At 69.6% G+C, this 24747-nt stretch carries 25 protein-coding genes; 10 read left to right on the top strand and 15 right to left on the bottom strand.

Annotated features, from left to right (window positions below; all coding sequences use genetic code 11):
• Positions 1-24: 24 nt before the first annotated feature.
• The 6 genes from AB0G47_RS12090 to AB0G47_RS12115 form a co-directional block, all read right to left on the bottom strand.
• Positions 25-936, bottom strand: coding sequence for a hypothetical protein (locus AB0G47_RS12090; protein ID WP_360767472.1), 912 nt, complete (start codon positions 934-936; stop codon positions 25-27).
• A gap of 155 nt (positions 937-1091) precedes the next feature.
• Positions 1092-1355, bottom strand: coding sequence for a hypothetical protein (locus AB0G47_RS12095; RefSeq protein ID WP_360767475.1), 264 nt, complete (start codon positions 1353-1355; stop codon positions 1092-1094).
• A 44-nt stretch (positions 1356-1399) separates the two neighbouring features.
• Positions 1400-2236: an ANTAR domain-containing protein gene (locus AB0G47_RS12100; protein WP_360767477.1), complete on the bottom strand. Its 837-nt coding sequence runs from the start codon at positions 2234-2236 to the stop codon at positions 1400-1402.
• A gap of 171 nt (positions 2237-2407) precedes the next feature.
• On the bottom strand, positions 2408-3034 hold the full coding sequence (locus tag AB0G47_RS12105; RefSeq protein ID WP_360767479.1) for a GNAT family N-acetyltransferase: 627 nt from the start codon (positions 3032-3034) through the stop codon (positions 2408-2410).
• Between the two features lie 245 nt (positions 3035-3279).
• Positions 3280-4350, bottom strand: coding sequence for a family 2 encapsulin nanocompartment cargo protein polyprenyl transferase (locus AB0G47_RS12110; RefSeq protein ID WP_360768008.1), 1071 nt, complete (start codon positions 4348-4350; stop codon positions 3280-3282).
• 117 nt (positions 4351-4467) lie between these two features.
• Positions 4468-5874 (bottom strand): family 2B encapsulin nanocompartment shell protein, encoded by a 1407-nt coding sequence (locus AB0G47_RS12115; RefSeq protein ID WP_360767481.1) that lies wholly within the window; start codon positions 5872-5874, stop codon positions 4468-4470.
• Between the two features lie 227 nt (positions 5875-6101).
• Between AB0G47_RS12115 and AB0G47_RS12120 the strand changes: the two genes are divergently transcribed.
• The 3 genes from AB0G47_RS12120 (at position 6102) to AB0G47_RS12130 (ending at position 8403) form a co-directional block, all read left to right on the top strand.
• The gene (locus AB0G47_RS12120; RefSeq protein WP_360767484.1) at positions 6102-6350 is read left to right on the top strand and encodes a hypothetical protein; all 249 of its coding nucleotides are present in this window, start codon (positions 6102-6104) and stop codon (positions 6348-6350) included.
• Between the two features lie 137 nt (positions 6351-6487).
• Positions 6488-7078 carry an N-acetylmuramoyl-L-alanine amidase gene (locus AB0G47_RS12125; RefSeq protein ID WP_360767487.1) on the top strand — a complete coding sequence of 197 codons (591 nt, stop codon included), beginning with the start codon at positions 6488-6490 and terminating at the stop codon, positions 7076-7078.
• A 386-nt stretch (positions 7079-7464) separates the two neighbouring features.
• Positions 7465-8403, top strand: coding sequence for a pyridoxal-phosphate dependent enzyme (locus AB0G47_RS12130; RefSeq protein WP_360767490.1), 939 nt, complete (start codon positions 7465-7467; stop codon positions 8401-8403).
• On the opposite strand, the gene AB0G47_RS12135 is transcribed toward AB0G47_RS12130, so the two are convergent.
• Entirely contained in the window at positions 8382-9980 is a 1599-nt protein-coding gene (locus AB0G47_RS12135) for a Na+/H+ antiporter (protein WP_360767493.1), read from the bottom strand. The two genes, AB0G47_RS12130 and AB0G47_RS12135, sit on opposite strands and share 22 nt — an antisense overlap.
• A 46-nt stretch (positions 9981-10026) precedes the next feature.
• Between AB0G47_RS12135 and AB0G47_RS12140 the strand changes: the two genes are divergently transcribed.
• The 3 genes from AB0G47_RS12140 to AB0G47_RS12150 all read left to right on the top strand — a co-directional run bounded on the left by AB0G47_RS12140 (position 10027) and on the right by AB0G47_RS12150 (position 12010).
• Complete coding sequence (locus AB0G47_RS12140) at positions 10027-10287, top strand: UBP-type zinc finger domain-containing protein (RefSeq protein ID WP_360767496.1); 261 nt, start codon at positions 10027-10029, stop codon at positions 10285-10287.
• 248 nt (positions 10288-10535) lie between these two features.
• Entirely contained in the window at positions 10536-10949 is a 414-nt protein-coding gene (locus AB0G47_RS12145; protein WP_135332116.1) for an anti-sigma regulatory factor, read from the top strand.
• Complete coding sequence (locus tag AB0G47_RS12150) at positions 10946-12010, top strand: RNA polymerase sigma factor SigF (RefSeq protein WP_360767498.1); 1065 nt, start codon at positions 10946-10948, stop codon at positions 12008-12010. The genes AB0G47_RS12145 and AB0G47_RS12150 overlap by 4 nt, the downstream gene beginning before the upstream one ends.
• 18 nt (positions 12011-12028) lie before the next feature.
• Here AB0G47_RS12150 and AB0G47_RS12155 read toward each other — a convergent pair whose 3' ends face one another.
• On the bottom strand, positions 12029-12481 hold the full coding sequence (locus AB0G47_RS12155; protein WP_360767501.1) for a hypothetical protein: 453 nt from the start codon (positions 12479-12481) through the stop codon (positions 12029-12031).
• A gap of 92 nt (positions 12482-12573) precedes the next feature.
• On the opposite strand from AB0G47_RS12155, the gene AB0G47_RS12160 reads away from it, so the two are divergent.
• Both AB0G47_RS12160 and AB0G47_RS12165 read left to right on the top strand, forming a co-directional pair.
• A complete protein-coding gene (locus tag AB0G47_RS12160; protein ID WP_360767504.1) occupies positions 12574-13542 on the top strand; it encodes a diacylglycerol kinase family protein in 969 nt (322 codons plus the stop codon).
• A gap of 318 nt (positions 13543-13860) precedes the next feature.
• Positions 13861-14118 carry a WhiB family transcriptional regulator gene (locus AB0G47_RS12165; RefSeq protein WP_016639615.1) on the top strand — a complete coding sequence of 86 codons (258 nt, stop codon included), beginning with the start codon at positions 13861-13863 and terminating at the stop codon, positions 14116-14118.
• Between the two features lie 203 nt (positions 14119-14321).
• Here the strand turns inward: AB0G47_RS12165 and AB0G47_RS12170 are convergent, their stop codons facing one another.
• Both AB0G47_RS12170 and AB0G47_RS12175 read right to left on the bottom strand, forming a co-directional pair.
• A complete protein-coding gene (locus tag AB0G47_RS12170) occupies positions 14322-15788 on the bottom strand; it encodes a PAS domain-containing sensor histidine kinase (protein ID WP_266873117.1) in 1467 nt (488 codons plus the stop codon).
• A 332-nt stretch (positions 15789-16120) separates the two neighbouring features.
• Positions 16121-16774 carry a TetR/AcrR family transcriptional regulator gene (locus tag AB0G47_RS12175; RefSeq protein WP_360767508.1) on the bottom strand — a complete coding sequence of 218 codons (654 nt, stop codon included), beginning with the start codon at positions 16772-16774 and terminating at the stop codon, positions 16121-16123.
• A 108-nt stretch (positions 16775-16882) separates the two neighbouring features.
• Here AB0G47_RS12175 and AB0G47_RS12180 point away from each other — a divergent pair, with 108 nt between their 5' ends.
• Positions 16883-17629 (top strand): SDR family oxidoreductase, encoded by a 747-nt coding sequence (locus AB0G47_RS12180; protein WP_360767510.1) that lies wholly within the window; start codon positions 16883-16885, stop codon positions 17627-17629.
• A 19-nt stretch (positions 17630-17648) separates the two neighbouring features.
• Here AB0G47_RS12180 and AB0G47_RS12185 read toward each other — a convergent pair whose 3' ends face one another.
• The gene (locus tag AB0G47_RS12185; protein WP_360767513.1) at positions 17649-18719 is read right to left on the bottom strand and encodes an SIS domain-containing protein; all 1071 of its coding nucleotides are present in this window, start codon (positions 18717-18719) and stop codon (positions 17649-17651) included.
• A gap of 256 nt (positions 18720-18975) precedes the next feature.
• On the opposite strand from AB0G47_RS12185, the gene nagB reads away from it, so the two are divergent.
• The gene (gene nagB, locus AB0G47_RS12190; RefSeq protein WP_360767515.1) at positions 18976-19761 is read left to right on the top strand and encodes a glucosamine-6-phosphate deaminase; all 786 of its coding nucleotides are present in this window, start codon (positions 18976-18978) and stop codon (positions 19759-19761) included.
• 129 nt (positions 19762-19890) lie between these two features.
• On the opposite strand, the gene AB0G47_RS12195 is transcribed toward nagB, so the two are convergent.
• From AB0G47_RS12195 to AB0G47_RS12210, 4 genes are all read right to left on the bottom strand, one after another.
• Positions 19891-21384, bottom strand: a complete 1494-nt coding sequence (locus AB0G47_RS12195; protein WP_360767518.1) for a glycoside hydrolase family 3 protein — start codon at positions 21382-21384, stop codon at positions 19891-19893.
• A gap of 8 nt (positions 21385-21392) precedes the next feature.
• Complete coding sequence (locus AB0G47_RS12200; RefSeq protein WP_266873116.1) at positions 21393-22199, bottom strand: carbohydrate ABC transporter permease; 807 nt, start codon at positions 22197-22199, stop codon at positions 21393-21395.
• Positions 22200-22231: 32 nt separating this feature from the next.
• Positions 22232-23212 (bottom strand): sugar ABC transporter permease, encoded by a 981-nt coding sequence (locus AB0G47_RS12205; protein WP_360767521.1) that lies wholly within the window; start codon positions 23210-23212, stop codon positions 22232-22234.
• 133 nt (positions 23213-23345) lie between these two features.
• A complete protein-coding gene (locus AB0G47_RS12210; RefSeq protein ID WP_360767524.1) occupies positions 23346-24620 on the bottom strand; it encodes an extracellular solute-binding protein in 1275 nt (424 codons plus the stop codon).
• Positions 24621-24747: the final 127 nt, after the last annotated feature.

The raw sequence follows: 24747 nt of genomic DNA on the forward strand, positions 1-24747 counted from the left end.
TCCGAGGATCAATCCGCACCGGGATCACTTCTCACCGAGGATCCGCCGCACGTTGGCCCGCACCCGCTGCTGATCCGCGCGGACCGCGTCGTACGCGTCCTTGTGACCGGCCACGTCGGCGCTCTGCTTCTCCTTGCGCACGACCCACCACACACCGGCCGTGTTCAGCTCCCGCTTGCACTCGACGTCGGCCACCGCCGTCGCCAACTCCCTTCGCGTACGCGTGGTGTTGCCGTCGCTGCGGCCCTTGCGGCCCCAGGCCTTGTCGCCGAAGGCGTCGCCCGGGGTCTTGTACCGCTTGACGCCCTTGTCGGCCATGCACCGCGACCACGCGCCGAGCGCATCGCGCACCCGCTCGTCCTTGGCCGCCGCCTTGTCCAGGCGCCGGCTCCGCTCTGATGTGTACGTCCACATGCGCGCCTCGTCGGGCACGCCCGCCATGAGGCGCTCGCCGCCCGCACTGGCGCAGCCACCGTTCCCGGAGGGCTTGCGGCGAAACCCGTACAGCGCTTCGTATTCCTTGTCCGTCATGGCGCGGCCCTCGGTCCGTCCGCCGGCGGCTCCGGACTTCTTCGGGTCGTAGCCATAGCCCCAGCGGCGGGCGGCGTCGAGATCGAGCGGCCCGTACGGATAGGAGGTGACCGCCACGGCGGTCAGCGTCACCGACTGCCTGCCGTTCGGCTCTTTCGGATACAGCGGGAAGTCGTCGAAGCCGAGGTCCCGCATGCACTGCTGCGTCAGACGGGCCTGCGCCTCCGTGTGCCGCGCATTGTCCCGATCACTGAACTCATAGCGTTCCAGCGGAAGTTCGGGCAGATCCCGCTCACTCTTCACCGTCGGCACACCGGGCGTCTCCCCCGCGCCCGCCCCGGAGGAATCGGATCCGCACCCCGTGATCCCCACCGCCATCAGCCCCGCCACAGCGCAGCCGGTCACGCCCCGCAGCCTCATCCATCCGTCCCTCCCCAGGCGACACACTGACTCGACGAACCTATCCGGGGCAGCGCGGAAGCACGCCGATTTCTTCTGTGTCTCTCGGTCCGTGCGGCTCGGTCCTCATGACCTGCCGTACGCGTCAGCCGTGGCGTCGCCTAGGTCTCGTCGGACCGCGAAGGCGCGGCGTCGGCGGGCGGCGGCTGCGACTGCTGCTGCGGCGACTGCGGCTGCGCGGGTTCGGCGGCTTCGTCGCCGCACCGCTCGCACTGCGGGTTGTGGCACGGGCCGGGGCCCCACACGGGGACGAACACCCCGAGCACCTTCCGCCGCTTGATGGCCGTACCAACGGGCCGTCCGCAGGCCGGGCACACCGGCTCATCCTGCGGGCGGGCGCGGGAGCGGCTCCCATCGTTGCCCATACGTCCAGGATATGGCGGTGTGCCCGGGGCGGATAGTCCAGCGGTCAGCGGCTTCGGTCGGTCCTGATTCCCGGCGTCGTGCCCGGCGTCATTCCCGGTGTCATGCCGGGCGTCATTCCCGGTGTCATGCCAGGCGTCTTGCCGGGCGTCATTCCTGGCGTCCTTTCGGGTCCGGTCTTTCGGGGCCGGCCCGGACGGATTCCGTCCGTGTCGAATTCCCCGTTCACCACTTGGCCCGCCAGCTCCGAAAGCCGCAGCCGATTCGCCCGTGCGTGCCCCCGCAGCGCCGCGAACGCCTCGTCGACCGTGCACTGCCAGCGCTCGGCGAGCACGCCCTTCGCCTGTTCGATGATGACCCGGCTGCTGAGCGCCGCCTGCAATTGGCCGCGCTCCGCCTCGCTCTGCTGCAGGGAACGCCGCTGCACGATGGCGATCGTGGCGACGTCCGCGAGGGCCTGCGCGAGCGCCACCTCGTCGGGGCCCAGCACATCGCCCCGCGCGTGGAGGAGGTTCAGCGCGCCGAGCATCTCGCCCCGCAGCCGCAGGGGCAGCACATGCGCCGTCGAGAACCCGGCCGCCAGCGCGTTCTGGGCGAACTCCGGCCAGACGGCGGCCGCCTCCCGGCCGCCGAGGGCGATGTTGGTGTGCGCAGCGCCCGACCGGCAGCAGTCCGGGCTCGGTCCCTGGGTCTCCTGCAGGGAGAACAGATCGAGCACCCAGGGCTGCCCGCCGGAGGCCGCGCCGAGCCGCAACCGGCCATCGGGTTCGACCAGCATCACACCGGCCGCCGCCGCGCCGAGGAGTTCCACACAGCGCACGGCGAGGTTGTGCAGAAACTCGGCGAGGTCGAATTCATCGGCCAGGGAGTCAGCCACTTCCACGAAGGCCTCCGCAACAAGTAGTGCGCGGGATGCGGTACTTGAAGTGTTGCTGGATGCGGTTCCCGTCGTCTCGCGGGATGTGCCGACGAGCATCTCGTGAAGCAGTTCGCAGGACATGAGATTCACACCCTTCGTCGCGCCTGCGGACAACACAGCCGCAATGTAGCGACTTTATGCGAATCGTCGACTGTCGCGGCCCGAATCGGGCGACTGCGGTTCCCGCCACATCGGCCACAGCTGCGGACCGTCCGGCAGATCGATGGCGCTCCCGGTGAAGGCGAATCCCAACCGCGTGTACAGCGCACGGCTGCGGCTGTTGCTCGCCTCCAGATAGGCGTGCAGCCCTTCGCGGTCGCACCGGTCGAGCACGGCGTTGATCAGCGCGGAGCCGAGCCCTTCGCCCTGCCGCTCGGGGCTCACGCCGATCATGTGCAGATACTGGTGGGCCCGGTCGGAGGGGTGCGCATCGCCGGTCAGCCGGCCGATCACCTCGATCCGCATGTTCGCCGGGTCGACGGCTTCGCGGAGCTGCGCGGGACCGTCCTCGCCTCCCTCATGTGCGCCTGCCGGGACGGACCACCACAGGGCGACGGCCGCGCCGTCCTCCGTGATGTCGACGTACCCCTCGCTCAGCGCCATGTCGAGGAAGGCGGCCATCAGCGCGCCGTGCCTCTCGCGGCGGTGCTCCGGGTCGGGAAAGACCCAGCCGCTCACCGGATCGTCCTGGAACGCCGCGTCGAGCAACCGGACCACATCCGCCCTGTCACCCTCGCCGGCTCTCCGGATCGCTACTCCCACGGCCCGCCCCTTAACCCCTTGAGTGCACATCGGCCACGCCTGCCCTGCCACGCCCAACTGCGTGTCCCGCGCCACCGGTTGCAGCCTAAGTGATCGTGCCCCCGCGCATGGCCGGGCCCCGCACCCTGTCCGGATATCGGCGGAGTGCGGGGCCCGGCCTGCTCGCTCGTCGCATAAGGCTCGCGTGCCTCGTGGATCCCCTCTCGGTACGTTCCTTGCTCGCGCCGCTGTCCCCGCGTACGCCGTCAATGCGTACGCCGTGTCACGAACTCCGCGAGGGCCAGCAGGCCGCCCGCCGCCTCCGGGACCGGCACCGCGCCGGCGAGCTGGTTGATCGCGCGGGACATCCGGTCCGCCGCGTGCAGCAGCGCCCAGTCCCTGCCGCCCGCCGCTTCGACGGCGCGGGCCATGCGGTCCGGGTCGCCGTCGCGGGGCTGCCGTAAGTACAGCTCGGCGAGCTCGGCGGCGGCCGGGGCGCCGGAGGCCAGCGCTGCGACCACCGGCAGGGACTTCTTACGGGCGGCGAGGTCCGCGCCGACCGGCTTGCCGGTGCGGCCCGGGTCGCCCCAGATGCCGATCACGTCGTCGATGAGCTGGAAGGCGAGACCGGCCTCGCGGCCGAACCCGTCGAGCGCGTCCACCTCGGCGCGCCCCGCGCCCGCGTACAACGCCCCCAGCGCACAGGCGCACCCGAGCAGCGCCCCTGTCTTGGCCTCGGCCATGGCGAGGCACTCGTCGAGCGTGACCTCGTCGGGGCCCCTGCGCTCAAGGGCGCAGTCCGCGTGCTGGCCCGCGCAGAGCTCCACCACGCAGGAGGCGAGGCGGGCGGCCGCCGCCGAGGCCGCGGGGTGCGGGTCCTCGGCGAGCAGCCGCTGCGCCAGCGCCTGCATGGCGTCACCGGCGAGGATCGCGTCGGCTTCGCCGAACACGGTCCAGGCGGTGGGCCGGTGCCTGCGGGTGGTGTCGCGGTCCATGACGTCGTCGTGCAGCAGCGTGAAGTTGTGGGTCAACTCCACGGCCGCGGCGGCCCGGACGGCCATCGCGGGCTCCCCGCCGAGCGCCCGCACCGCGGCGAGCACGAGCGCCGGCCTGATGGCCTTGCCCGCGTGCCCCGCGGCCGGTGTGCCGTCCGCGTGCTCCCAGCCGAAGTGGTAGAGCGCGACACGGCGCATCGATCCGGGCAGCGAGTCGACGGCCCGGCGCAGCTCCGGGTCGACGCAGAGCCGGGCCGACGCCAGGATCTCCGCCGCTTCGTGGCCCTCGTACCCTTCCTGCCCCCCGTACGCATCAGCCGCGCCCTGCGCCATCTCCGTCATGTCCGTCGTCGTGTCCGTCATGGACTCACCCCGGGAATGAGGCGGACGGTGGCGATTCCTGGGCCTGTGGGCGCGTACGGAGTGGGTGTACCCGTCCGCGCGACCACAGACACGGACTCACGACCAGCGGCCGATCTCGACGTCCTCCAGCACACCGAGCGCGTCCGGCACCAGGACCGCAGCCGAGTAGTACGTCGACACCAGGTACGAGATGATCGCCTGCTCGCTGATGCCCATGAAGCGCACCGACAGGCTCGGCTCGATCTCGTCCGGGATGCCCGCCTGGTGGAGGCCGATGACGCCCTGCTCCTCCTCCCCTGTACGCATACAGATGATGGAGGTGGTGCGGGCCTCGCTGACCGGGATCTTGTTGCACGGGAAGATCGGCACCCCGCGCCAGGTCGGGATGCGGTTGCCTCCCATGTCGATGGTCTCCGGGACGAGCCCGCGCTTGTTGAGTTCGCGCCCGAACGCGGCGATCGCGCGCGGGTGGGCGAGGAAGAGCTTCGAACCCCGCCTGCGGCTGAGCAGTTCGTCCATGTCGTCCGGGCTCGGCACGCCGTCGTGCGGCTGCAGCCGCTGCTCGTACTCGCAGTTGTGGAGCAGGCCGAACTCGCGGTTGTTGATCAGCTCGTGCTCCTGGCGCTCCTTGAGCGCCTCGACCGTGAGCCGCAACTGCTGCTCGGTCTGGTTCATCGGCTGGTTGTAGAGGTCGGCCACGCGCGAGTGGACGCGCAGCACGGTCTGGGCGACGCTCAGTTCGTACTCGCGCGGCGCCGCTTCGTAGTCGACGTAGGTGCCCGGCAGCACGGCCTCGCCGACGTGTCCGGCGGAGAGGTCGATGGGCGCCTCGCCGAACGTGTTCGTCCGCTGGGCCGGGACGGACCGCAGCCGCTGGAGATGATCACGCAGCGTGTCCGCGCGCTCCGCGACCTGGTCGAGGTCCTGGCGGGGCAGCGTGAGCACGGTGCACGCGGTCACCGCGCGGATCGTGTACTCCCAGATGGCCTCCGGGTCGAGCAGGGACTGGTCTCCGAAGTACGAACCGTCGGCGAGCGTCCCGAGGACGGTGTCGTCGCCGTAGGGTCCGGTGCCGATCTTCTCGACCCTGCCGTGCGCGAGCAGGAACGCCTCGTCGGCCTGGCTGCCGAAGGAGGCGATGACCTCGCCGGCGGCGAACTCGCGCTGCTGACAGCGCTGGGCGAGTTCGCCGAGCACCTCGAGGTTCTCGTAGTCCCGCAGGACCGGCAGCTCGCCCAGCTCCGCCGGGATGACCTGGACCCGGTCCCCCGTCTTCACGAACGTCACCCGGCCGTCACCGACCGAGTAGCTCAGCCTCCGGTTCACTCGATACGTACCGCCCTGCACCTGCACCCATGGCAACGTCCGGAGCAGCCAGCGGGAGCTGATCTCCTGCATCTGCGGTGCGGACTTGGTGGTGGTGGCCAGATTCCGTGCGGCCGAAGTACCCAGACTCTGCTGCGGCTTGGCCTGCTCCGCACGGACCTCTTCGCCTACCGACATTGCAATGCCCTCCCGATCAAGCGCTGATCTGCGCAGCCAACACTTGCAGCACGGTGAGTGCCCGCGCCATTACACAAACGAGCGGGAATGGATCACTGGGGTCGGGGAAACCCCCGCGTATGGGATGTACGGGGAACTCCAAGATCCCGGCACCCGTTGAAACGAGTGACATCACGGACACCACCCGCATCGATCGACTCAATCGACTCAATCGGCAGGAGACGGCAATGGCAGGCTTCCTGGATCGTGCCAAGGAACAGGCGCAGCGGGGACTCACTCAGGGCAAGCAGAAGATCGACGAAGTCCAGGCGCAGCGCGCGGGCGGCGATCTCCTGAAGAAGCTGGGCGCGGCGTACTACGCGCAGCAGCGCGGGTCCGGCTCCGCGCAGGACACTCAGCAGGCCTTGCAGGCGCTGGAGTCCCACATCGCGGCGCACGGGGACGCGTTCCTGCACGGTGGCGACCACCGCGGCTGACCAAATCGGCTCGCACGGCGCCCGAACAGCCACGGAATACGTCCGAACGGCTGGTCCGGGCACCGTAGTTCCGGTAAAAGCGGACATACAAGACGGTCCGCGACCGGCGGCCGTCGTGCTCCGCAAAGGAGTCGGCCATGGCCCCACCCATGTCCGCGGGCAGGTTCCTCGACATGCTCAAGGACGAAGGCGTGACGGTCGTCGAAGTCGGCGACTGGCCGCACCACAACCGCAACCACAAGGGCCCGTGGGGCCCGGTGCACGGCGTGATGATCCACCACACGGTCACATCGGGCAGCCAGCGGACGGTGGAGATCTGCCGCGACGGCTACGCGTCCCTGCCGGGGCCGCTCTGTCACGGCGTCATCACCAAGGACGGCCGCGTGCACCTCGTCGGCTACGGCCGCGCCAATCACGCGGGCCTCGGTGACGACGACGTACTGCGCGCGGTGATCGCCGAAAAGAGGCTCCCCCCGGACAACGAGGCGAACACCGACGGCAACCGCCACTTCTACGGCTTCGAGTGCGAGAACCTCGGCGACGGCGAGGACCCGTGGCCGGATGCCCAGCTGGACGCCATCGAACGCGTCTCGGCAGCACTCTGCCGCCACCACGGCTGGACGGAACGCTCGGTAATCGGCCACCTGGAATGGCAACCGGGCAAGATCGACCCGCGCGGCTTCACCATGGACTGGATGAGGGACCGCATCGGAGAGCGCCTCAAGTAACCCACCCCTCCCCTGCAACCAGGCGGGCCACCCCGGGCCCGCCTCCACCACGACCACCCACCCAGACCGCCCGGCCGTCCCCGTTGCGGGCAGACGTTCCGCACGACGCCACCCACCCAGACCGCCCGCCCGTCCCCGTTGCGGGCAGACGTTCCGCACGACGCCACCCACCCAGACCGCCCGGCCCGTTGTGGGCAGGCGTTCCGCACGACGCCACCCACCCAGACCGCCCGGCCCGTTGTGGGCAGGCGTTCCGCACGGCGGAACGGGTGGGCACAACGCCACGCTGCCGGGCACCGACACAGCCAGGCGGCAAGCAGCACCGCACCGCAGGGCAACACAGACACAGCCCTGCCCACCGCCCAAGGTGCAGGCACAATGGCAAGGTGAGCACCACCCCGCCGACCAGCCTCCACCCGCACCTCCCGAGCCCCCTACAGGCAGTGGAGGACAGCCGCTTCAACCGGCACGGCGTGCACCTCACCCTCAAGCGCGACGACCTCATCCACCCGGACCTCCCGGGCAACAAGTACCGCAAGCTGGCCCTGAACCTGGCGGCCGCGACAGCGGCGGACCACCCCGCCCTGCTGACCTTCGGCGGCGCCTACTCCAACCACCTCAGAGCGACCGCCGCCGCCGGCCGCCTCCTCGGCATCCCCACCATCGGCATCGTCCGCGGCGACGAACTCGCCGAGCGCCCCTTGAACCCGTCCCTGGCCCGCTGCACAGCGGACGGCATGCGCCTGCACTTCATCGACAGATCGACGTATCGCCAGAAGGCAGACCCCGACACCTTGGCGGCCATCCTCCGCACAACAGGCGCAGAGAACCCCTACGTCATCCCCGAAGGCGGCAGCAACTCCCTGGCCGTACAGGGCTGTACGGCCCTCGGCGAGGAACTCCGCGGCCGCACCGACGTCGCCGCAGTGGCCTGCGGCACCGGCGGCACCCTGGCGGGCCTGGCCGCGGGCCTCGCCCCCGACCAGCGCGCCCTCGGCATACCCGTACTCAAAGGCGGCTTCCTCGGCCCCGAGATACGGACTCTGCAAGAGCGGGCCTTCGGCGCCCCCACCCCCAACTGGCAGCTGGACGACCGCTTCCACTGCGGCGGCTACGCCCGCACCACCCCCGAACTCACCGCCTTCGCCGACGACTTCGAGGACCAACACGACCTCCCCGTAGAGCGCGTCTACGTGGCCAAGCTCCTGTACGCGCTGACCACCCTCTCCGAAGAGGGCGCTTTTCCCCCCGGCTACACCGTAACGGCGGTCATCACAGCAACGGACAAGACGCCGGGACAGGCTCAGTCCTCGACCTCCCGGTAGGCGGCCGCCTCCTCAAGGTCCAGCTTGCGCAGCAGCGTCCGCATCATCTCGTCGTCGATGCGCCGCTCGTCCCGCATCTTCACGAAGACCTCCCGCTCCGCGGCGATCGCCTCCCTGGCGAGCCTGCGGTAGGTGTCGTCCGCCGACTCCCCCGTCACGGGGTTGGGTTGGCCGAGCCGCTCCCACACGGAGTTGCGACGCCGTTCGAGAACGGTGCGCAGACGGTCCTGAAGGGGCTGTGGGAGGCAGTTGCGCTCGTCCCGCATCAGTTCGTCCACCCGCTGCTCCGCGGCCTGCGAGGCGGCGTTCTGGGCCTGCGCCTCGGCGAGGGTCTCCGCCTGGGTGTCCCGGCCCGGCAGTTTCAGGACACGGATCAGCCACGGCAGCGAGAGCCCCTGCACGACCAGCGTGCCGATCACCGTGGTGAAGGTCAGGAAGAGCACCAGGTTGCGCGCGGGGAAGGGCTCCCCGTCGTCCATGACGAGGGGGATGGAGAAGGCGATGGCGAGCGAGACGACGCCGCGCATCCCGGCCCAGCTGACGATCAGCGGCCGCCGCCAGTCCATGTCGCTCTCGCGCTCCCTGATCCGCCGTGAGAAGAGCCGCGGCAGATAGGTCGCCGGATACGACCACACGAAACGCATCGCGACGACGAAGAAGAAGACCCCCAGGGCGTACCAGACGGCCTGCGCCCCGCTGTACTCGCCAAGTCCCTTGAGCACGAGCGGCAGTTGAAGCCCGATCAGTGCGAACACCGCCGACTCCAGGATGAAGGCGACCACTTTCCACACCGCGGCCTCCTGGAGCCGCGTCTCGAAGTCGACCTCCCAGGAGCGGTGCCCCAGGTACAGGGCGACGACGACCACGGCGAGCACTCCGGAGGCCCCGACCTGCTCGGCGGCCGCGTACGCGACGAACGGGATCAGCAAGGAGAGCGTGTTCTGCAGCATCGCCTCCTTCATGCACCTGCGCAGCCAGTGGATCGGCACCATGAGGACGAGCCCGACCCCGACGCCGCCGACCGCCGCCACCAGGAACTCCCTGATCCCGCCCGACCAGCTGGCACCCTCGCCGACCGCCGCCGCGAGAGCGACCTTGTAGGCGGTGATCGCGGTGGCGTCGTTCACCAGCGACTCGCCCTGCAGGATCGTGGTGATCCGCGACGGCAACCCCACCTTGCGCGCGATGGCCGTGGCCGCCACCGCGTCCGGCGGCGCGATCACCGCCCCGAGGACGAGCGCGGCGGTCAGCGGCAGGTCGGGAATGACCAGATAGGCCAGCCAGCCGACCGAGAGGGTGGCGAAGAGCGTGTACCCGACGGAGAGCAGCGCCACGGGTCTGATGTTGGCGCGCAGGTCCAGGTACGAGCTCTCCAGGGCCGCGGTGTGCAGCAGCGGCGGCAGGATCAGCGGCAGCACGATGTGCGGGTCCAGGTGGTAGTCCGGTACCCCGGGCACGTACGCGGCGCCAAGCCCCGCCGCGACGAGGAGCAGCGGCGCGGGCACCGGCGTCCAGCGGGCGGCGCCGGCCACCGCCGCACTCGCCGCGATCAGCGCCACCAGGGGCAGTGCGTCCATCGGCCAGGCCCTCCGCGATACGCGTTCCCGTCGTAACCTGGCAATCATGAACGAGTGCCCGCACGTCGCAGCGCTGCCGCACCCCGAACCGACGCCCCTGACCGATACGTGCCCGGAATGCCTGGCGGTCGGCAGTCACCCGGTGCAACTGCGGCTCTGTCTGGTCTGTGGCCATGTGGGCTGCTGCGACTCCTCGCCCTTCCGGCATGCGACGGCACACTTCAAGGACGCCGGGCACCCGGTGATGAGGACCTTCGAACCGGGCGAGAGCTGGCGTTGGTGCTTCGTGGACGGTTCGATCGTCTGAGGCCTGGGTACGTCAACCCGACGCCCGTACTCTCCAATTGGGCCCGCGCGACCCCTAGCCACTGTCCGTACCCGTAGGCTTACTATGAGTGACAGGAACGGAGCGGGGTCCCCGGGACACGGAACAGGGGAGCGCGGTAGCGTCACCGCTGAACTACGTGGCGCGTTACCCGTGTGACGCTGTACCGGACTGCCGCTGTGCGGTGGACCTGGAGCCCCGAAAGTGCTTGTACCACCTTGGAGGTGAGGGTGTCCCAGATCGCAGGCGAGCCCGGGAATCAGGACTTCGTCGAGGTCCGCCTTCCGGCTGCGGGTGCCTACCTGTCGGTGCTGCGTACGGCCACGGCCGGTCTCGCGGCGCGTTTGGACTTCACTCTCGACGAGATCGAGGACCTCCGCATCGCGGTCGACGAGGCCTGCGCGATCCTGCTCCAGCAGGCCGTGCCCGGATCGGTGCTCAGCTGCGTCTTCCGCCTTGTCGACGACTCGTTGGAGGTGACCGTATCGGCGCCGACGACCGACGGCCGGGCCCCGGAGCGGGACACCTTCGCCTGGACTGTGCTGTCCGCCCTCGCGGGTCAGGTCGACTCCTCGGTGGCCGAGGACAACACCGTCTCGATCAGCCTCTACAAGAAGCGCGGCGCGGGACCCGGGCCGGCGTGAGGAACGGGGACGGACCGGTGCGGGACGAAGAGCGCGGCACACGGGGTCTGCCGGTCGGCAGGGGCGGTACGCCCGCCGGGGGGCGCGAGACGCCCGTGGAGCCGGCCCTCGCGAGCATCCCCGAGCAGCAGGCCAGGCCGCACCCGGAGGACCCGGAGCAACCGGGCCCCTCGACGGTGGCCGACGCGTCGGAGCAGGCAGAGCCGACCGCCCAGGAGGAGCGCGAGCAGCCCTCCGTCCGGGGCGGCGCGCAACGGGCGGGATACATGAGCGAACACGGTGAGCAGCAGCACACCCGGCACGATCCGCAGGACCGCAGCGGTGCACGCGCGATGTTCATCGAGCTGCGCACACTGAAGGACGGCAGCCCCGAGTACGCGGAGCTGCGCAACCGGCTGGTCCGTATGCACCTGCCGCTCGTCGAGCACCTGGCCCGCCGCTTCCGCAACCGCGGCGAGCCCCTTGACGACCTGACGCAGGTCGCCACGATCGGTCTGATCAAGTCCGTGGACCGGTTCGACCCGGAGCGCGGCGTGGAGTTCTCCACGTACGCGACCCCGACGGTCGTCGGCGAGATCAAGCGCCATTTCCGCGACAAGGGGTGGGCGGTCCGGGTTCCGCGGCGCCTTCAGGAGCTGCGGCTCGCCCTGACCACGGCGACGGCCGAGCTCTCCCAGCAGCACGGCCGCTCTCCCACGGTGCACGAGCTCGCGCAGAAACTGGCGATCTCCGAAGAGGAGGTCCTGGAGGGCCTGGAGTCGGCCAACGCGTACTCCACGCTGTCCCTGGACGTCCCCGACACGGACGACGAGTCCCCGGCGGTCGCGGACACCCTGGGCGCCGAGGACGAGGCCCTGGAGGGCGTCGAGTACAGGGAGTCCCTCAAGCCGCTCCTGGAGGACCTCCCGCCGCGCGAGAAGCGCATCCTGCTGCTGCGGTTCTTCGGCAACATGACGCAGTCGCAGATCGCGCAGGAGGTCGGCATCTCGCAGATGCACGTCTCCCGGCTGCTCGCCCGCACCCTCGCGCAGCTGCGCGAGAAGCTCCTGGTCGAGGAGTAGGCCACCACTAGGGGACGGCTATTTCACGTCGTCCGGTACGTTGCCGGGGCCCCGGATGCCGAGGGCCTCGGTCGTGGCGGGGTTGACCAGCAGGACGAGCGCGGCGATGGCGACCGCGGCCAGCGCGATGCCGCCCGGAATGGCCACGCTGTCCGCCTGCAGCAGCTGCCAGGCCACCGGCAGCGCGAGGATCTGCGTGATGATCGCGGGACCCCTGCTCCAGCTGCGCCGCCGCAGCAGACCGCGCGCGGCGAGCAGGGGCACGAGCGCGAGGACGACGAGTGTGCCGCCGCCGGTGATGGCCTGCTGCGGGTTGTCGGGCTCACCGACGAGGCCCATCACGAGCATGTACGCACCCCCGGCGAGGAGCGCGAGGCCCTCCAGCGCGGCGAGCGCCGCGGCAGCCGTCAGGCGTGCGGGGCGCGGGCCTGATTCCGGGGCTTCGGGGGTGGGCTTCGGCTCAGTACTCACCCTTGCAGGGTAGCTGTGCGTATCCACGATCTTCTCCGCGGTCCGGACCCTCGGTCTAGGCCAGGAAAAGACCGCTAGGTACTCTGCTTCGCATGCGTGCACTTCTTGTGGTCAATCCAGCGGCAACCACCACCAGTGCGCGCACGCGTGACGTACTGATCCATGCGCTCGCCAGCGAGATGAAGCTCGAGGCGGTCACCACGGAGTACCGCGGCCACGCCCGGGACCTGGGCAGGCAGGCCGCGGAGAGCAAGGACATCGAGCTGGTCGTCGCCCTCGGCGGCGACGGCACGGTCAACGAGGTCGTGAACGGTCTGCTGCACCAGGGCCCCGACCCTGACCGGCTGCCCCGCCTCGCCGTCGTGCCCGGTGGCTCCACGAATGTCTTCGCGCGGGCCCTGGGGCTCCCGAACGACGCCGTGGAGGCGACCGGCGCCCTGCTCGACGCGTTGCGTGAGGGAAGCGAACGGACGGTGAGCCTGGGCCGCATCTCGGGCACTCCCGGCACGGAGGACGAAGCCGTCCCCGGGCGCTGGTTCACCTTCGCCGCCGGCTTCGGTTTCGACGCGGGAGTGGTCGGCCGGGTCGAACAGCAAAGGGAACGCGGGAAACGGTCCACTCATGCGCTTTATCTGCGCCAGGTGTTCCGCCAGTTCCTCGACGAGCCGCATCGCAGGCACGGAACGATCACGCTGGAACGGGCCGGCGAGGACCCCGTGACGGACCTCGTCCTTTCCATAGTCTGCAACACCTCTCCGTACACCTACCTGGGCAATCGCCCGATGTACGCCTCCCCCGGGGCCTCCTTCGACACCGGCCTCGACGTGCTCGGTCTGAGCAGGCTCTCGACCACCGCGGTGGCCCGGTACGGGACCCAGCTCCTGACCTCGACGCCCGATCGCGGACCGCACGGTAAGCACGCGGTTACGCTGCAGGACTTGACGGACTTCACCTTGCATTCGAAGGTGCCGCTCCCCCTTCAGATGGACGGCGACCACCTGGGACTGCGGACGAGCGTGACGTTCACAGGCGTACGCCGTGCACTGCGTGTGATTGTGTGAGCAGAAGGCGCCAAAGTCCTTTCACTCGAACGTTTAGGCCAGGGTCCACCCCATAGAAGTACGGCTGTGACCCAGTCGACACTGAGGAATCAAAAAAAACTTCCCGGAAGGGGTTGTATCCGCCGCCGAGGTTTGCGAATCTCTACATGGCGATCGGGACGGCCCGCAACATCGGCCCCACAGAGAGCCAGAACCCCCTCCTCAACACACAGGACATCGTCGCGTATGTGACGAAAGTCCCTTCCGTCGTCGAGGGATTCGTGAAAGCGTTCACATTCACAAGCAACCCGCTTGTAATACCTAGGAGAGGTAGCAGCCATGGACTGGCGTCACAACGCCGTTTGCCGCGAGGAAGACCCCGAGCTCTTCTTCCCCATCGGCAACACCGGTCCTGCGCTGCTGCAGATCGAGGAAGCCAAGGCCGTCTGCCGCCGCTGCCCCGTCATGGAGCAGTGCCTGCAGTGGGCGCTCGAGTCCGGCCAGGACTCCGGCGTCTGGGGTGGCCTCAGCGAGGACGAGCGCCGCGCAATGAAGCGCCGCGCCGCTCGCAACCGTGCACGCCAGGCCAGCGCCTGACGCTCACGCCCCCTACGAGCCTGAGCCCGGCGGCGCGTACAGCGAGTACGCATCTCCCGCCCCCGAGCCGCAGCCGCGCAGTACCCCCGATGCGCATCGCAACGTGAGCAGTGAGCCCCGGACCACTTCGGTCCGGGGCTCACTGCTTTTCGTATGCGGGATACGAGATACGGGCTACGGGATGCCGTAGCCCTGCGCGGGCACTACTTGTCGGCGCGTACGGGGATGTCGAGGATGACCTGCGTGCCGCGCTCCGGGGCCCGCACCATGTCGAACGTACCGCTCAACTCGCCCTCGACCAGGGTGCGGACGATCTGCAGGCCGAGGTTGCCCGAGCGGTGCGGATCGAAGTCGTCGGGCAGTCCCACGCCGTCGTCCTGGACGGTGATCAGGAGGCGGGCGTCCTTGCTGGTGCCGCCGCGCACCGCGGAGACCTCGACCGTGCCCATGTCGCCCTCGCGGAAGCCGTGTTCCAGGGCGTTCTGCAGGATCTCGGTGAGGACCATCGACAGCGGCGTCGCCACCTCGGCGTCCAGGATGCCGAAGCGTCCGGTGCGCCGGCCCGTGACCTTGCCCGGCGAGATCTCCGCCACCATCGCGAGGACGCGGTCGGCGATCTCGTCGAACTCCACGCGCTCGTCCAGGTTCTGGGACAGCGTCTCGTGCACGATGGCGATGGAGCCCACCCGGCGCACGGCCTCTTCGAGCGCCTCGCGTCCCGTGGCGGAGTCGATACGGCGGGCCTGCAGGCGCAGGAGCGCGGCGACCGTCTGGAGGTTGTTCTTCACCCGGTGGTGGATCTCCCGGATGGTCGCGTCCTTGGTGATCAACTCGCGCTCGCGGCGGCGCAGTTCGGTCACATCGCGAAGGAGTACGAGAGAACCGATGCGCGGGCCCTTGGGCTTGAGCGGGATCGCGCGGAGCTGGATCACGCCGTCGCCGCCCTCGATCTCGAACTCGCGGGGCGCCCAGCCGCTGGCGACCTTGGCGAGCGCCTCGTCCACCGGGCCGCGGGACGGGGCGAGTTCGGCGGTCGCCGTGCCGAGGTGATGTCCGACCAGGTCGGCGGCGAGGCCGAGGCGGTGGTACGCGGAGAGCGCGTTCGGCGACGCGTACTGGACGATCCCGTCGGCGTCGAGCCGCAGCAGACCGTCGCCCACGCGCGGCGAGGCGTCCATGTCGACCTGCTGGCCGGGGAACGGGAAGGAGCCGGCCGCGATCATCTGGGCCAGGTCGGACGCCGACTGGAGGTAGGTCAGCTCCAGGCGTGAGGGGGTGCGCACCGTGAGCAGATTGGTGTTGCGGGCGATGACCCCCAGGACGCGCCCTTCCCTGCGTACGGGGATGGACTCGACCCGCACCGGGACCTCTTCGCGCCACTCGGGGTCGCCCTCGCGCACGATGCGGCCCTCGTCCAGGGCGGCGTCGAGCAGTGGGCGGCGGCCGCGCGGGACGAGGTGGCCGACCATGTCGTCCTGGTAGGAGGTGGGGCCGGTGTTCGGCCGCATCTGCGCCACGGAGACATAACGGGTGCCGTCGCGGGTGGGGACCCACAGCACGAGGTCGGCGAAGGAGAGGTCGGAGAGCAGCTGCCACTCCGAGACCAGCAGATGCAACCACTCGAGATCGGAGTCACCGAGAGCGGTGTGCTGGCGGACGAGGTCGTTCATGGAGGGCACGTGTGCGAGCGTACCTGGCACCTACCGCGGGTCCGCTCCGGGCGATTCCCGACGAGCCGCGGCGCCAGGGCGGGACCCTCAACCCACCCTCGGCACCGCAGCCCTTCAGGAACACGACCACCGGAATGTGCGGTACCGGCGGCCGATCGGAGGATCCGGCACGGTCAGGGCAGAGAGTGCCGGTTCCTCGGTCCGCCCTCCTGTGCGGGAAGGGCGGATGCTTTACCAACGCATTGTGGACTAGACCATTCACCTGTGTCTATGCGTAGGCGGATGTTTATTGTTGTCTACTTCTTTCACTTCTGCCCCCGGTGCCCCAGGGATCACGCCTCCGCCGACCCGGATGCGGACGCCGGCCAGGCATGCATGGCCAGTTCGGCGACGGCTTCCAGCTCCTGCCTGGTCGCGCCGTCACGGGACTGCTGGGACATGCCCTGCAGGACCGCTCCGGTGTAGCGCGCGAGCGCGGGGGCGTCGATGGTCGAGGGTAGCTCGCCCGCGGCGATCGCGGACCTTATCCGCGACTCGATGGAGCCGACATTCGCGTTGCGCTGGTCACGCAGGCTCGCCTCGACCTCCGGCGTCGCGCAGTTCGTCGCGGCGTAGATGACGAGGCAGCCGCGGGGGTGCCCCGGCTCCGTGTACTTGGCCGCGGCCTCGTGCAGCATGCGCGCGACGCCGCCCCGGACGGTCGGCTCCTCGGCGAAGGCGCGGTCGCCGAAGCCGCCGTACGTCTGGCCGTAGACCCGCACGACCTCCTCGAACAGGGACCGCTTGTCGCCGAAGGCCGCGTACATGCTCGGCGCGCCGATCCCCATGGCCCGGGTGAGGTCCGTGACCGAGGTCGCCTCGTACCCGTGCTCCCAGAACGTGCGAATGGCCTGCTCAAGGGCGGTCTCGCGGTCGAAGGAGCGGGGGCGCCCGCGCTGTTTCGCCGGCTGCTCGGCCGATGGCCGCGCAGGGTCTCTCGTCACCATGGAGTGAATTCTATAGCGGGCGCTAGAAAAACGGGCCGGGCTCGGCTACGGTTTCTTTCTGTAGCGACCACTAGAGAAATCTTTCGACGGGAAGAGGGGGCGGCTCCCATGGGCACGCTTGCAGGGAAGACGGCACTGGTCACGGGCGGCAGCAGGGGCATCGGGCGGGGCATCGCCGAGCGTTTGGGGCGGGACGGCGCACGGGTCGCCGTGCACTACGGCAGCAATGAGGCGGCCGCGAAGGAGACGGTCGCCGCGATCGAGAGGGAGGGCGGCTCCGCCTTCTCCTTCGGCACGGAGCTGGGCGTGCCCGGTGACGCGGAGGCGCTCTGGGCCGAGTTCGACCGGCACGCGGACGGCCTGGACGTCCTGGTGAACAACGCGGGGATCGGGCTCTACAGCCTGGTGGGCGAGGTCCAGGAAGCGGATTACGACCGGGTGTTCGCGGTCAATGTGAAGGCACCGTTCTTCATCATCCAGAAGGGCCTGGACCGCCTGCGCGACGGCGGCCGCATCATCAACATCTCCTCCGGAGTCACCCGGATCGCCTTCCCGATCACCATCGGCTACTCGATGACCAAGGGCGCCCTGAACGTCCTGACGCACACCCTGGCGCAGGACCTGGGCCCGCGCGGGATCACGGTCAACGCGGTGGCGCCGGGGGTCATCGAGACGGAGATGATGGCCGGGATTCCCGACGGCCGGCACAGCGAGATGGCGAAGTACTCGGCCTTCGGCCGCATAGGCCAGCCCGCCGACGTGGCGGACATCGTCACCTTCGTCGCCTCGGACGACGCGCGCTGGATCACCGGCCAGTACATCGACGCGACGGGAGGATCGGCGCTGGGCCTGTGACGGCCCATGGCATCCGGCGTCAGCGGGTCTCCGTCACCTTCGCGAGGGCGCGGGGCGCGTCCGGGTCCTGGCCGCGGGCGATGGTGACCTCGTAGGCGAGCAGTTGGAGCGGGATGATCTCCAGGATCGGCTGGAGCTCTTCCGGTACACCGTCGGTCGGCAGCGCGAAACCGGCCGACGCCTGCTCCACCTGCCCCTTCGGGCCGACGACCACGAGGTCGGCGCCGCGCCCGCGCAGCCGGTCGAGCACGGGCTGGAGGACCTCGCCGCCCTTGCCGTCCGGGACGACCGCGATGACGGGCGAGATGTTGTCGACCATGGCGAGCGGGCCGTGCAGCAGGTCGGCGCCGGAGTAGGCGAGGGCGGGGATGTAGCTCGTCTCCATCAGCTTCAGGGCCGCTTCCTTGGCGGTCGGCAGGCCATAGCCACGGGAGGTGATCACCATGCGTTCGGCGAAGCGGTAGCGGGCGGCCAGCGTCCTGATCTCGGGCTGGCGGTCCAGGAGTTGGGCGGCGAGTTCGGGCAGCGCGGCGGCGGCCGCGACGTCACCGTCATGCAGCCCCTCGACGAAGAGATAGAGGGCCAGGAGGGACGCCGTGTAGGTCTTCGTGGCGGGGAGCGCCTTCTCCGGGCCTGCCAGGACGTCGATGTGGTGTTCGGAGACGGCGGCAAGCGGCGAGTCCGGGTTGTTGGTGACCGAGAGGGTGAGCGCGCCGGCATCGCGGGCGGCGCGGGTCGAGGCCACCAGGTCGGGCGAGCCCCCGGACTGACTGACGGTGATGACCAGGACGTCCCTCAGGTCGGGCTTGGCTCCGTAGGCCGTGATGGTGGACATGGAGCTCAGTCCGCAGGGCACGCCGAGACGGACTTCGAGGAGGTATTTGGCGTACAGGGCGGCGTGGTCGGAGGTGCCGCGTGCGGTGAGGAGGACGAAGCGGGGCTTCTTGGCGGCGACCAGCCGGGCGACCTCGCGGATCTTCGGGGCGCCGGCCTCGAGGATGCGGCGCAGCACCTCGGGCTGTTCGGCCATCTCACGGGACATGATCCGGCCCGGCTGCTCGCTCTGCGGGGCGGTCGTCGTGTCGGTCATGCCTCCACTGTGCTGGCTCGGGGCGTGGCTCGCTTGATGAGAAACCGCGCGAAAACCTCTGGCCCGAAAGCCGTAGCCGCCGGTCGGCCGACGGGCGGGGGCGGGGTGGAGAGCCGAGCATGGAAGGCGGGTACGGCTGGGGGCGGGCCGCGGGAACTCGGAGCTCCAGAACCTGGGGTGGCGGCGAGCCGGTCCTGCTAAATTGGTCTACACCACATAGTCCCTGTGAGCCCCTCTCCAGATCGGCAGGCCCAGCGTGGAAGTTGTCATCGTCCCGGACGCCCAGGCAGGCGGCGAGCTCATCGCGGAGGCCATGGCCGCCTTGGTGCGCCGTAAGCCTGACGCCCTGCTCGGTGTCGCCACCGGATCCACCCCGCTGCCCATCTACGAGGCCCTTGCCGCCAAGGTCGCCTCCGGTGCCGTGGACGCTTCGCGGGCGCGGATCTGCCAGCTCGACGAGTACGTCGGACTGCCCGCGGGGCATCCCGAGTCCTACCGGTCCGTGGTACTGCGTGAGGTCGTCGAGCCGCTGGGGCTCAGCGAGGCGTCCTTCATGGGGCCTGACGGCAGCGCGGAGGATGTGCAGGCGGCGTGCGAGGCGTACGACGAGGCACTCGCGGCGGCCGGGGGTGTCGATCTCCAGCTGCTCGGGATCGGTACGGACGGGCACATCGGGTTCAACGAGCCGTGCTCCTCGCTGGCCTCGCGTACGCGGATCAAGACGCTGACGGAGCAGACGCGGGTGGACAACGCGCGGTTCTTCGACGGGGACATCGAGCAGGTGCCGCATCACGTCATCACGCAGGGCATCGGGACGATTCTCGAGGCTCGGCATCTGGTGCTGCTTGCCACGGGTGAGGGCAAGGCGGATGCGGTGGCCGCGACGGTGGAGGGGCCTGTCGCCGCGGTGGTTCCGGCTTCGGCTCTGCAGTTGCATCCGCATGCGACGGTCGTTGTGGATGAGGCCGCCGCGTCCAAGTTGAAGCTTGGGGAGTACTTCCGGGCCACGTATGCGGCCAAGCCTGCCTGGCAGGGGCTGTAGCACTGCGCGTTACGTGAAGGTGCCGGGGTGCCCCCTTGCTGGGGGTGCCCCGGCACCTTCTGTTTGTAGCCAGTCTGCGAGTGCGCTGGGGCTGAGCGCGCAGTTCCCCGCGCCCCTTCGGGGCGCCGTCTAGGCCCCCGTAATTACCTCCGCCGCCGCCAAACCGCAGACCCTCGCCGCGCCATGCGTTGCGATGTGGAGGGAGCCCTGTGGGCGGGACTGGGGGACGCCCATTTCGACCACCACTGTGTCGGGGCGGGATGCCAGCAGGGTGTTCAGGGCCGACGCCATCCACGCGTGGCGATGGGCGTCGCGGACCACCGCCACGATCCGCCGCTCCCCCGCCTCGGCCAGCGCCAGCGCGCCCGCGTCCGGGCCGGTGAAGCTGCCCGTCTGCGTTCCCGGGAGCAGGCGTTCCAGTTCCGCCGCCACGCCCCACGGGGTCTCGTCGCCCACCGCGATGTTGGCCATCGGCGTGAAGGCGGCGACGTACGGAGCTTCGGTGAGCGGGGCGGTGCAGGAATCGCCGCGGGTGACGGTCAGGGCGCGGCGGGCCGCGACCAGGCCGATCTCGGTGTCGGGCGCGCCCCCCGAACGGTCGGCCGCGCCCGACACCGAGGTCCAGTGGGCCAGCGCACGGACGCGGGCGGCCGCGTCGGCGAGGCGTTCCTCGGAGAGTTCGCCCCGGTGGACGGCCCCCACCAGCGCGTCCCGCAGGCGAAGTACCGTCTCGTCGTCCGCGAGGCCGCCGCCCACGCAGATCGCGTCGGCGCCCGCGGCGATGGCGAGGACACTGCCCCGCTCGATCCCGTACGTCGCGGAGATGGCCTGCATCTCCATGCCGTCCGTGACGATCAGGCCGTCGTAGTTCAGTTCCTCGCGCAGTACGCCGGTCAGGATGCGGTGCGAGAGCGTTGCCGGGTACTCGGGGTCGAGCGAAGGGACCAGGATGTGCGCGCTCATCACGGCCCGCGTGCCCGCGGCGATCGCCGCGCGGAACGGGGCGAGGTCTCGGGCCCGGAGCACCTCGGGGTCGACTCCGATGCGCGGCACGTCGTGGTGTGAGTCGACCGCCGTGTCGCCGTGCCCGGGGAAGTGCTTGGTGCAGGCGGCGACGCCGGCGGACTGCAGGCCCTCCACGTAGGCGGCGGTGTGCCGGGCCACCAGAAGCGGGTCGGCGCCGAAGGAGCGTACGCCGATGACCGGGTTGTCCGGGTTGGAGTTGACGTCCGCCGAGGGTGCCCAGTTGAGGTTGACGCCGCACGCGGCGAGCCGGCGGCCCAGCTCGGCCGCCACGTCACGCGTCAGTGCCGTGTCGTCGACCGCGCCGAGCGCGTGGTTGCCCGGGAAGGAGGAGCCGGAGCGGACCTCCAGGCGGGTCACGTCACCGCCCTCCTCGTCGATGGCGACCAGGACGTCGTCACGTTCGGCCCGCAACTGGGCGGTGAGCGCCGCCAGTTGGGCGGGCGACGCGATGTTGCGGCCGAACAGGCCGACGGAGGCGAGGCCTTCGCCGATGCGGCGGAGCAGCCAGTCCGGTGCGCTGGTGCCGACGAACCCCGGCTGCAGGACGGTCAGGGCGTCCCGGGTGAGGGTGTCGGTGGGGCGAATGAGTGTCGACATATGGCGTGTTATCCCTTCACGGCGCCGTCGGTCAGACCGCTGACGGCCCTGCGCTGCAGGAAGACGAAGAGGACCAGGATCGGGATGGCGAAGAGCGAGGCGGCGGCCATGGTGGCACCCCAGTCGTCGCCGAAGGCGGTCTGGAAGCCGGAGAGCCACACCGGCAGCGTCTTGGCCTCCGCCTCCTTGTTGAGGACAAGGACCAGCGGGAATTCGTTCCAGGCCGTGATGAAGCCGAAGAGCGAGGTCGACATCAGGCCCGGCGCGAGCAGCGGCAGGATCACCCGGCGGAACGCCTGCATCCGTGAACAGCCGTCGACCATCGCCGACTCCTCGAGCTCGCGCGGCACGGCGGCGACGAAGCCGCGCAGTGTCAGGAGCGTGAAGGGCAGGATCATCACCATGTAGAAGAGGGTGAGCGGGACGAGGCTGTTCAGCATGTCGGCGTCGCGCACGATCATGTAGATGGCGATGACCATGACTTCCCAGGGCGCCATCTGGGCCAGCATGAAGCCGATGATGAAGCCGCGCCGCCCCTTGAAGCGCATCCGGGCGAGTGCGAACGCCGACGCGAGGCCGATGATCAGCGAGAAGAGCACGGCGAGGACGGTGACGGTGAGGGAGTTGCCGACCATCGTCCAGAAGTGGTCGGCCTCGACGGCCGTCTTGAAGTGCTCGAACGTCGCGTCGGTCGGGAACCACACCGGGTCCTCGCTGATGATGTCGCCGGTCGGCTTGAAGGCCGTGGCGAACATCCAGTACACGGGGAAGACGAAGCCGATGAAGAGTACGACCGCCACCGCGTTGGGCCAGATGCGGCGGAGCCGCCGAGACGAAGCGTTGCGCGTCACAGCTCGTCCTCCTCTTGCTTGAGCACGATCCGCAGGTAGAAGGAGGTCAGGGCCAGCAGGATGACGATGGTGAGCAGCGCGATCGCCGCACCCATGCCGAAGTGCTGGTTGCCCATGCCCTCGATATAGGCGTAGACGGGCAGGATCTCGGTGAGCCGGTCGGGGCCGCCCTCGTTGAGCGCGAAGACCTGCGCGAACGCCTTGAAGACCCAGATGATCTCCAGGAAGGTCGTCGCGTAGAGGAAGGGCTTCATGTACGGCAGCGTGACGTTCGTGAAGCGCTTCCACGCGCCGGCGCCGTCCAGTGACGCGGCTTCGTAGAGCTCCTTGGGGATCGTCGTCGTCGCGGCGTACAGGTTGATCGCCACGAAGGGGATCGACTGCCAGACGATCAGGACGATGACCACGAAGAACGTGGAGTACTGGCTGCCCATCCAGTCGAAATCGGCCATCGAGTGCCAGCCGGCCTTGTCCAGGACCCAGTTGACGACGCCGAAGCGCGTCGCGAACAGCCACTGGTAGACGGTCGTCGACGCGATGATCGGCATCGCCCAGGCGAGCACGAGTCCGACCAGGAGCAGCGTCCGCATTCGCTTGCCGAGCCGTGCGAGCAGCAGGCCCACCAAGGTGCCGAGCAGCATGATCAGTACGACGTTGACCGCGGTGAACGCGATCGAGCGTCCTGTGACCCGCCAGAAGTCCTCGCCGGTGAGGACCTCCTTGAAGTTGTCGATCCCGTTCCACTCCGTGAGGTGGAGGATGAACTGCCTCATGTTGAGGTTCTGGAACGACAGGATCCCGTTGTTGACCAGGGGCCAGCCGAGGAACACGAGCGTGGCCGCGATCGCGGGAAGCAGTAGCAGGTAGGGCGCGAGCGACCGGGCCCGCTCGCGGGGCTTGCCGGTGTCTCCCGGCCGTCCGTCCGTTTTCACGACGTCCGTCGGGCCTGAGGGCGGCCGTTCGGTCTGCACGGTCATGCTCGCCATCTCTTTCGTGGGCATCGCGGAACGCGGCGCTTTCGTGGGCATCGCGGAACGCAGCGCTGTGCCGGGGCATCGGGCCCGGGGGTGCTGACACCCCGGGCCCGAAGTCCCCGGCGGGAGCGCGTCCTTACTGCTTCTGCGACAGGCGCTTGTTGAGCTCGCCCTCGACCTGCTCGGCGGCCTCGTCGTTGGACTTACCGTTCAGGACCGCGGTCATGTAGTTCTTGATCGGGTTCGGCGGGTTCTCCACCGCGGCCCACTCCGGGATCAGCGGGGTCGTGCCGCCGCCGGCGGTGGCGGGGGCCATGGCCTCGGCTGCGGGATTGCCCTTGAGCTGGGCCTCCAGAGCCTGCTTGTTCGGGATGACGCCGCCTTCCTTGGCGAGCGCGCCCTCGAACTTGTCGGACAGGGCGATCTTCAGGAACTCCTTGGCGAGCTCCTGCTTCTCGCTGGTCGCGGCGACGGCGAGGTTGGAGCCGCCGAGGAAGACGCCCTCGGGCTTGTCCGCGGTGGCGCCGGGGATCGTGAAGTAGCCGATGTCCTTCTCGATCTTCGGGTTGGCCTTGATCGCGGTGGCGGCCTCCCAGCTCATGCCGACGAAGGCGCCGGTCTTGCCCTTGGCGAAGACCTCGGCCTGCTGCGGGGTGGCCTCGTCCTTGTTCTTGGGGGCCTTGGAGAGGTCCGCGAACTCCTTGTACGTCTTCATGGCCTTGGCGACCTTGGGGTCGGTGAGGTTGGAGACGTACTTGTCGCCGTCCTTCTTGACCAGTTCGGCGCCCTCGCCGATGGTCAGGCCGACGAAGTGGTACCAGTTCTGGCCGGGCATGTAGATCGGCTCGGCGTCCGTCTTGGACTCGATCGCCTTGAGGTCCTTGAGGAACTCGGCGCGGGTCTTGGGGGTGTCCTTGATGCCGGCGTCGGCCCAGACCTTCTTGTTGTAGATGACGACGCGGTTGAGGACGAACCAGGGGGCGGCGTACTGCTTGCCGTCCACGACGGACGACTTGTTGATCGACTCGGTCCAGTCGGCGCCGAGCCCTTCCTTGAGGTCGCCGAGCTCGGCGAGGCCACCGGTCTTGGCGTACGCGGCGGTCTGGGTGTTGCCGATCTCGAAGACGTCCGGCGGGTTCTCCTCGGAGAGGGCGGTGGTCAGCTTCTGCTGGATGCCGTTCCACTGCTGGACTTCGAACTTCAGCTTCGCGCCGGTCTTCTTCTCGAAGGCGGCGGTGACGTCCTTCTGCCACTTCTCCGGCGTCGAACCGTCCATCGCCCAGAGCGTCAGCGTCTCACCCTTGAAGCCGTCGGCTCCGCCGGACTTCTTGTCACCGTCGTCGCCGCCACACGCCGCGATCGAGACCAACATGCCCGCGACACCGATGGCCGCTATGAGCTTGCGCTTCACGTCACCCTCCTCAAGGGATGCCAGTCAACCCCCCACCCGCAGCGACCAAATGGACCGAGATCTGCCCGTGGGACTGGAACCTGGTCTTTAATGGTGTAGACCAGTACGGGGAGCTTGGCCTAGACCT

It is taken from the genome of Streptomyces sp. NPDC021622 (assembly GCF_040640795.1).
In the GTDB taxonomy this organism is placed as follows: Bacteria; Actinomycetota; Actinomycetes; order Streptomycetales; family Streptomycetaceae; genus Streptomyces.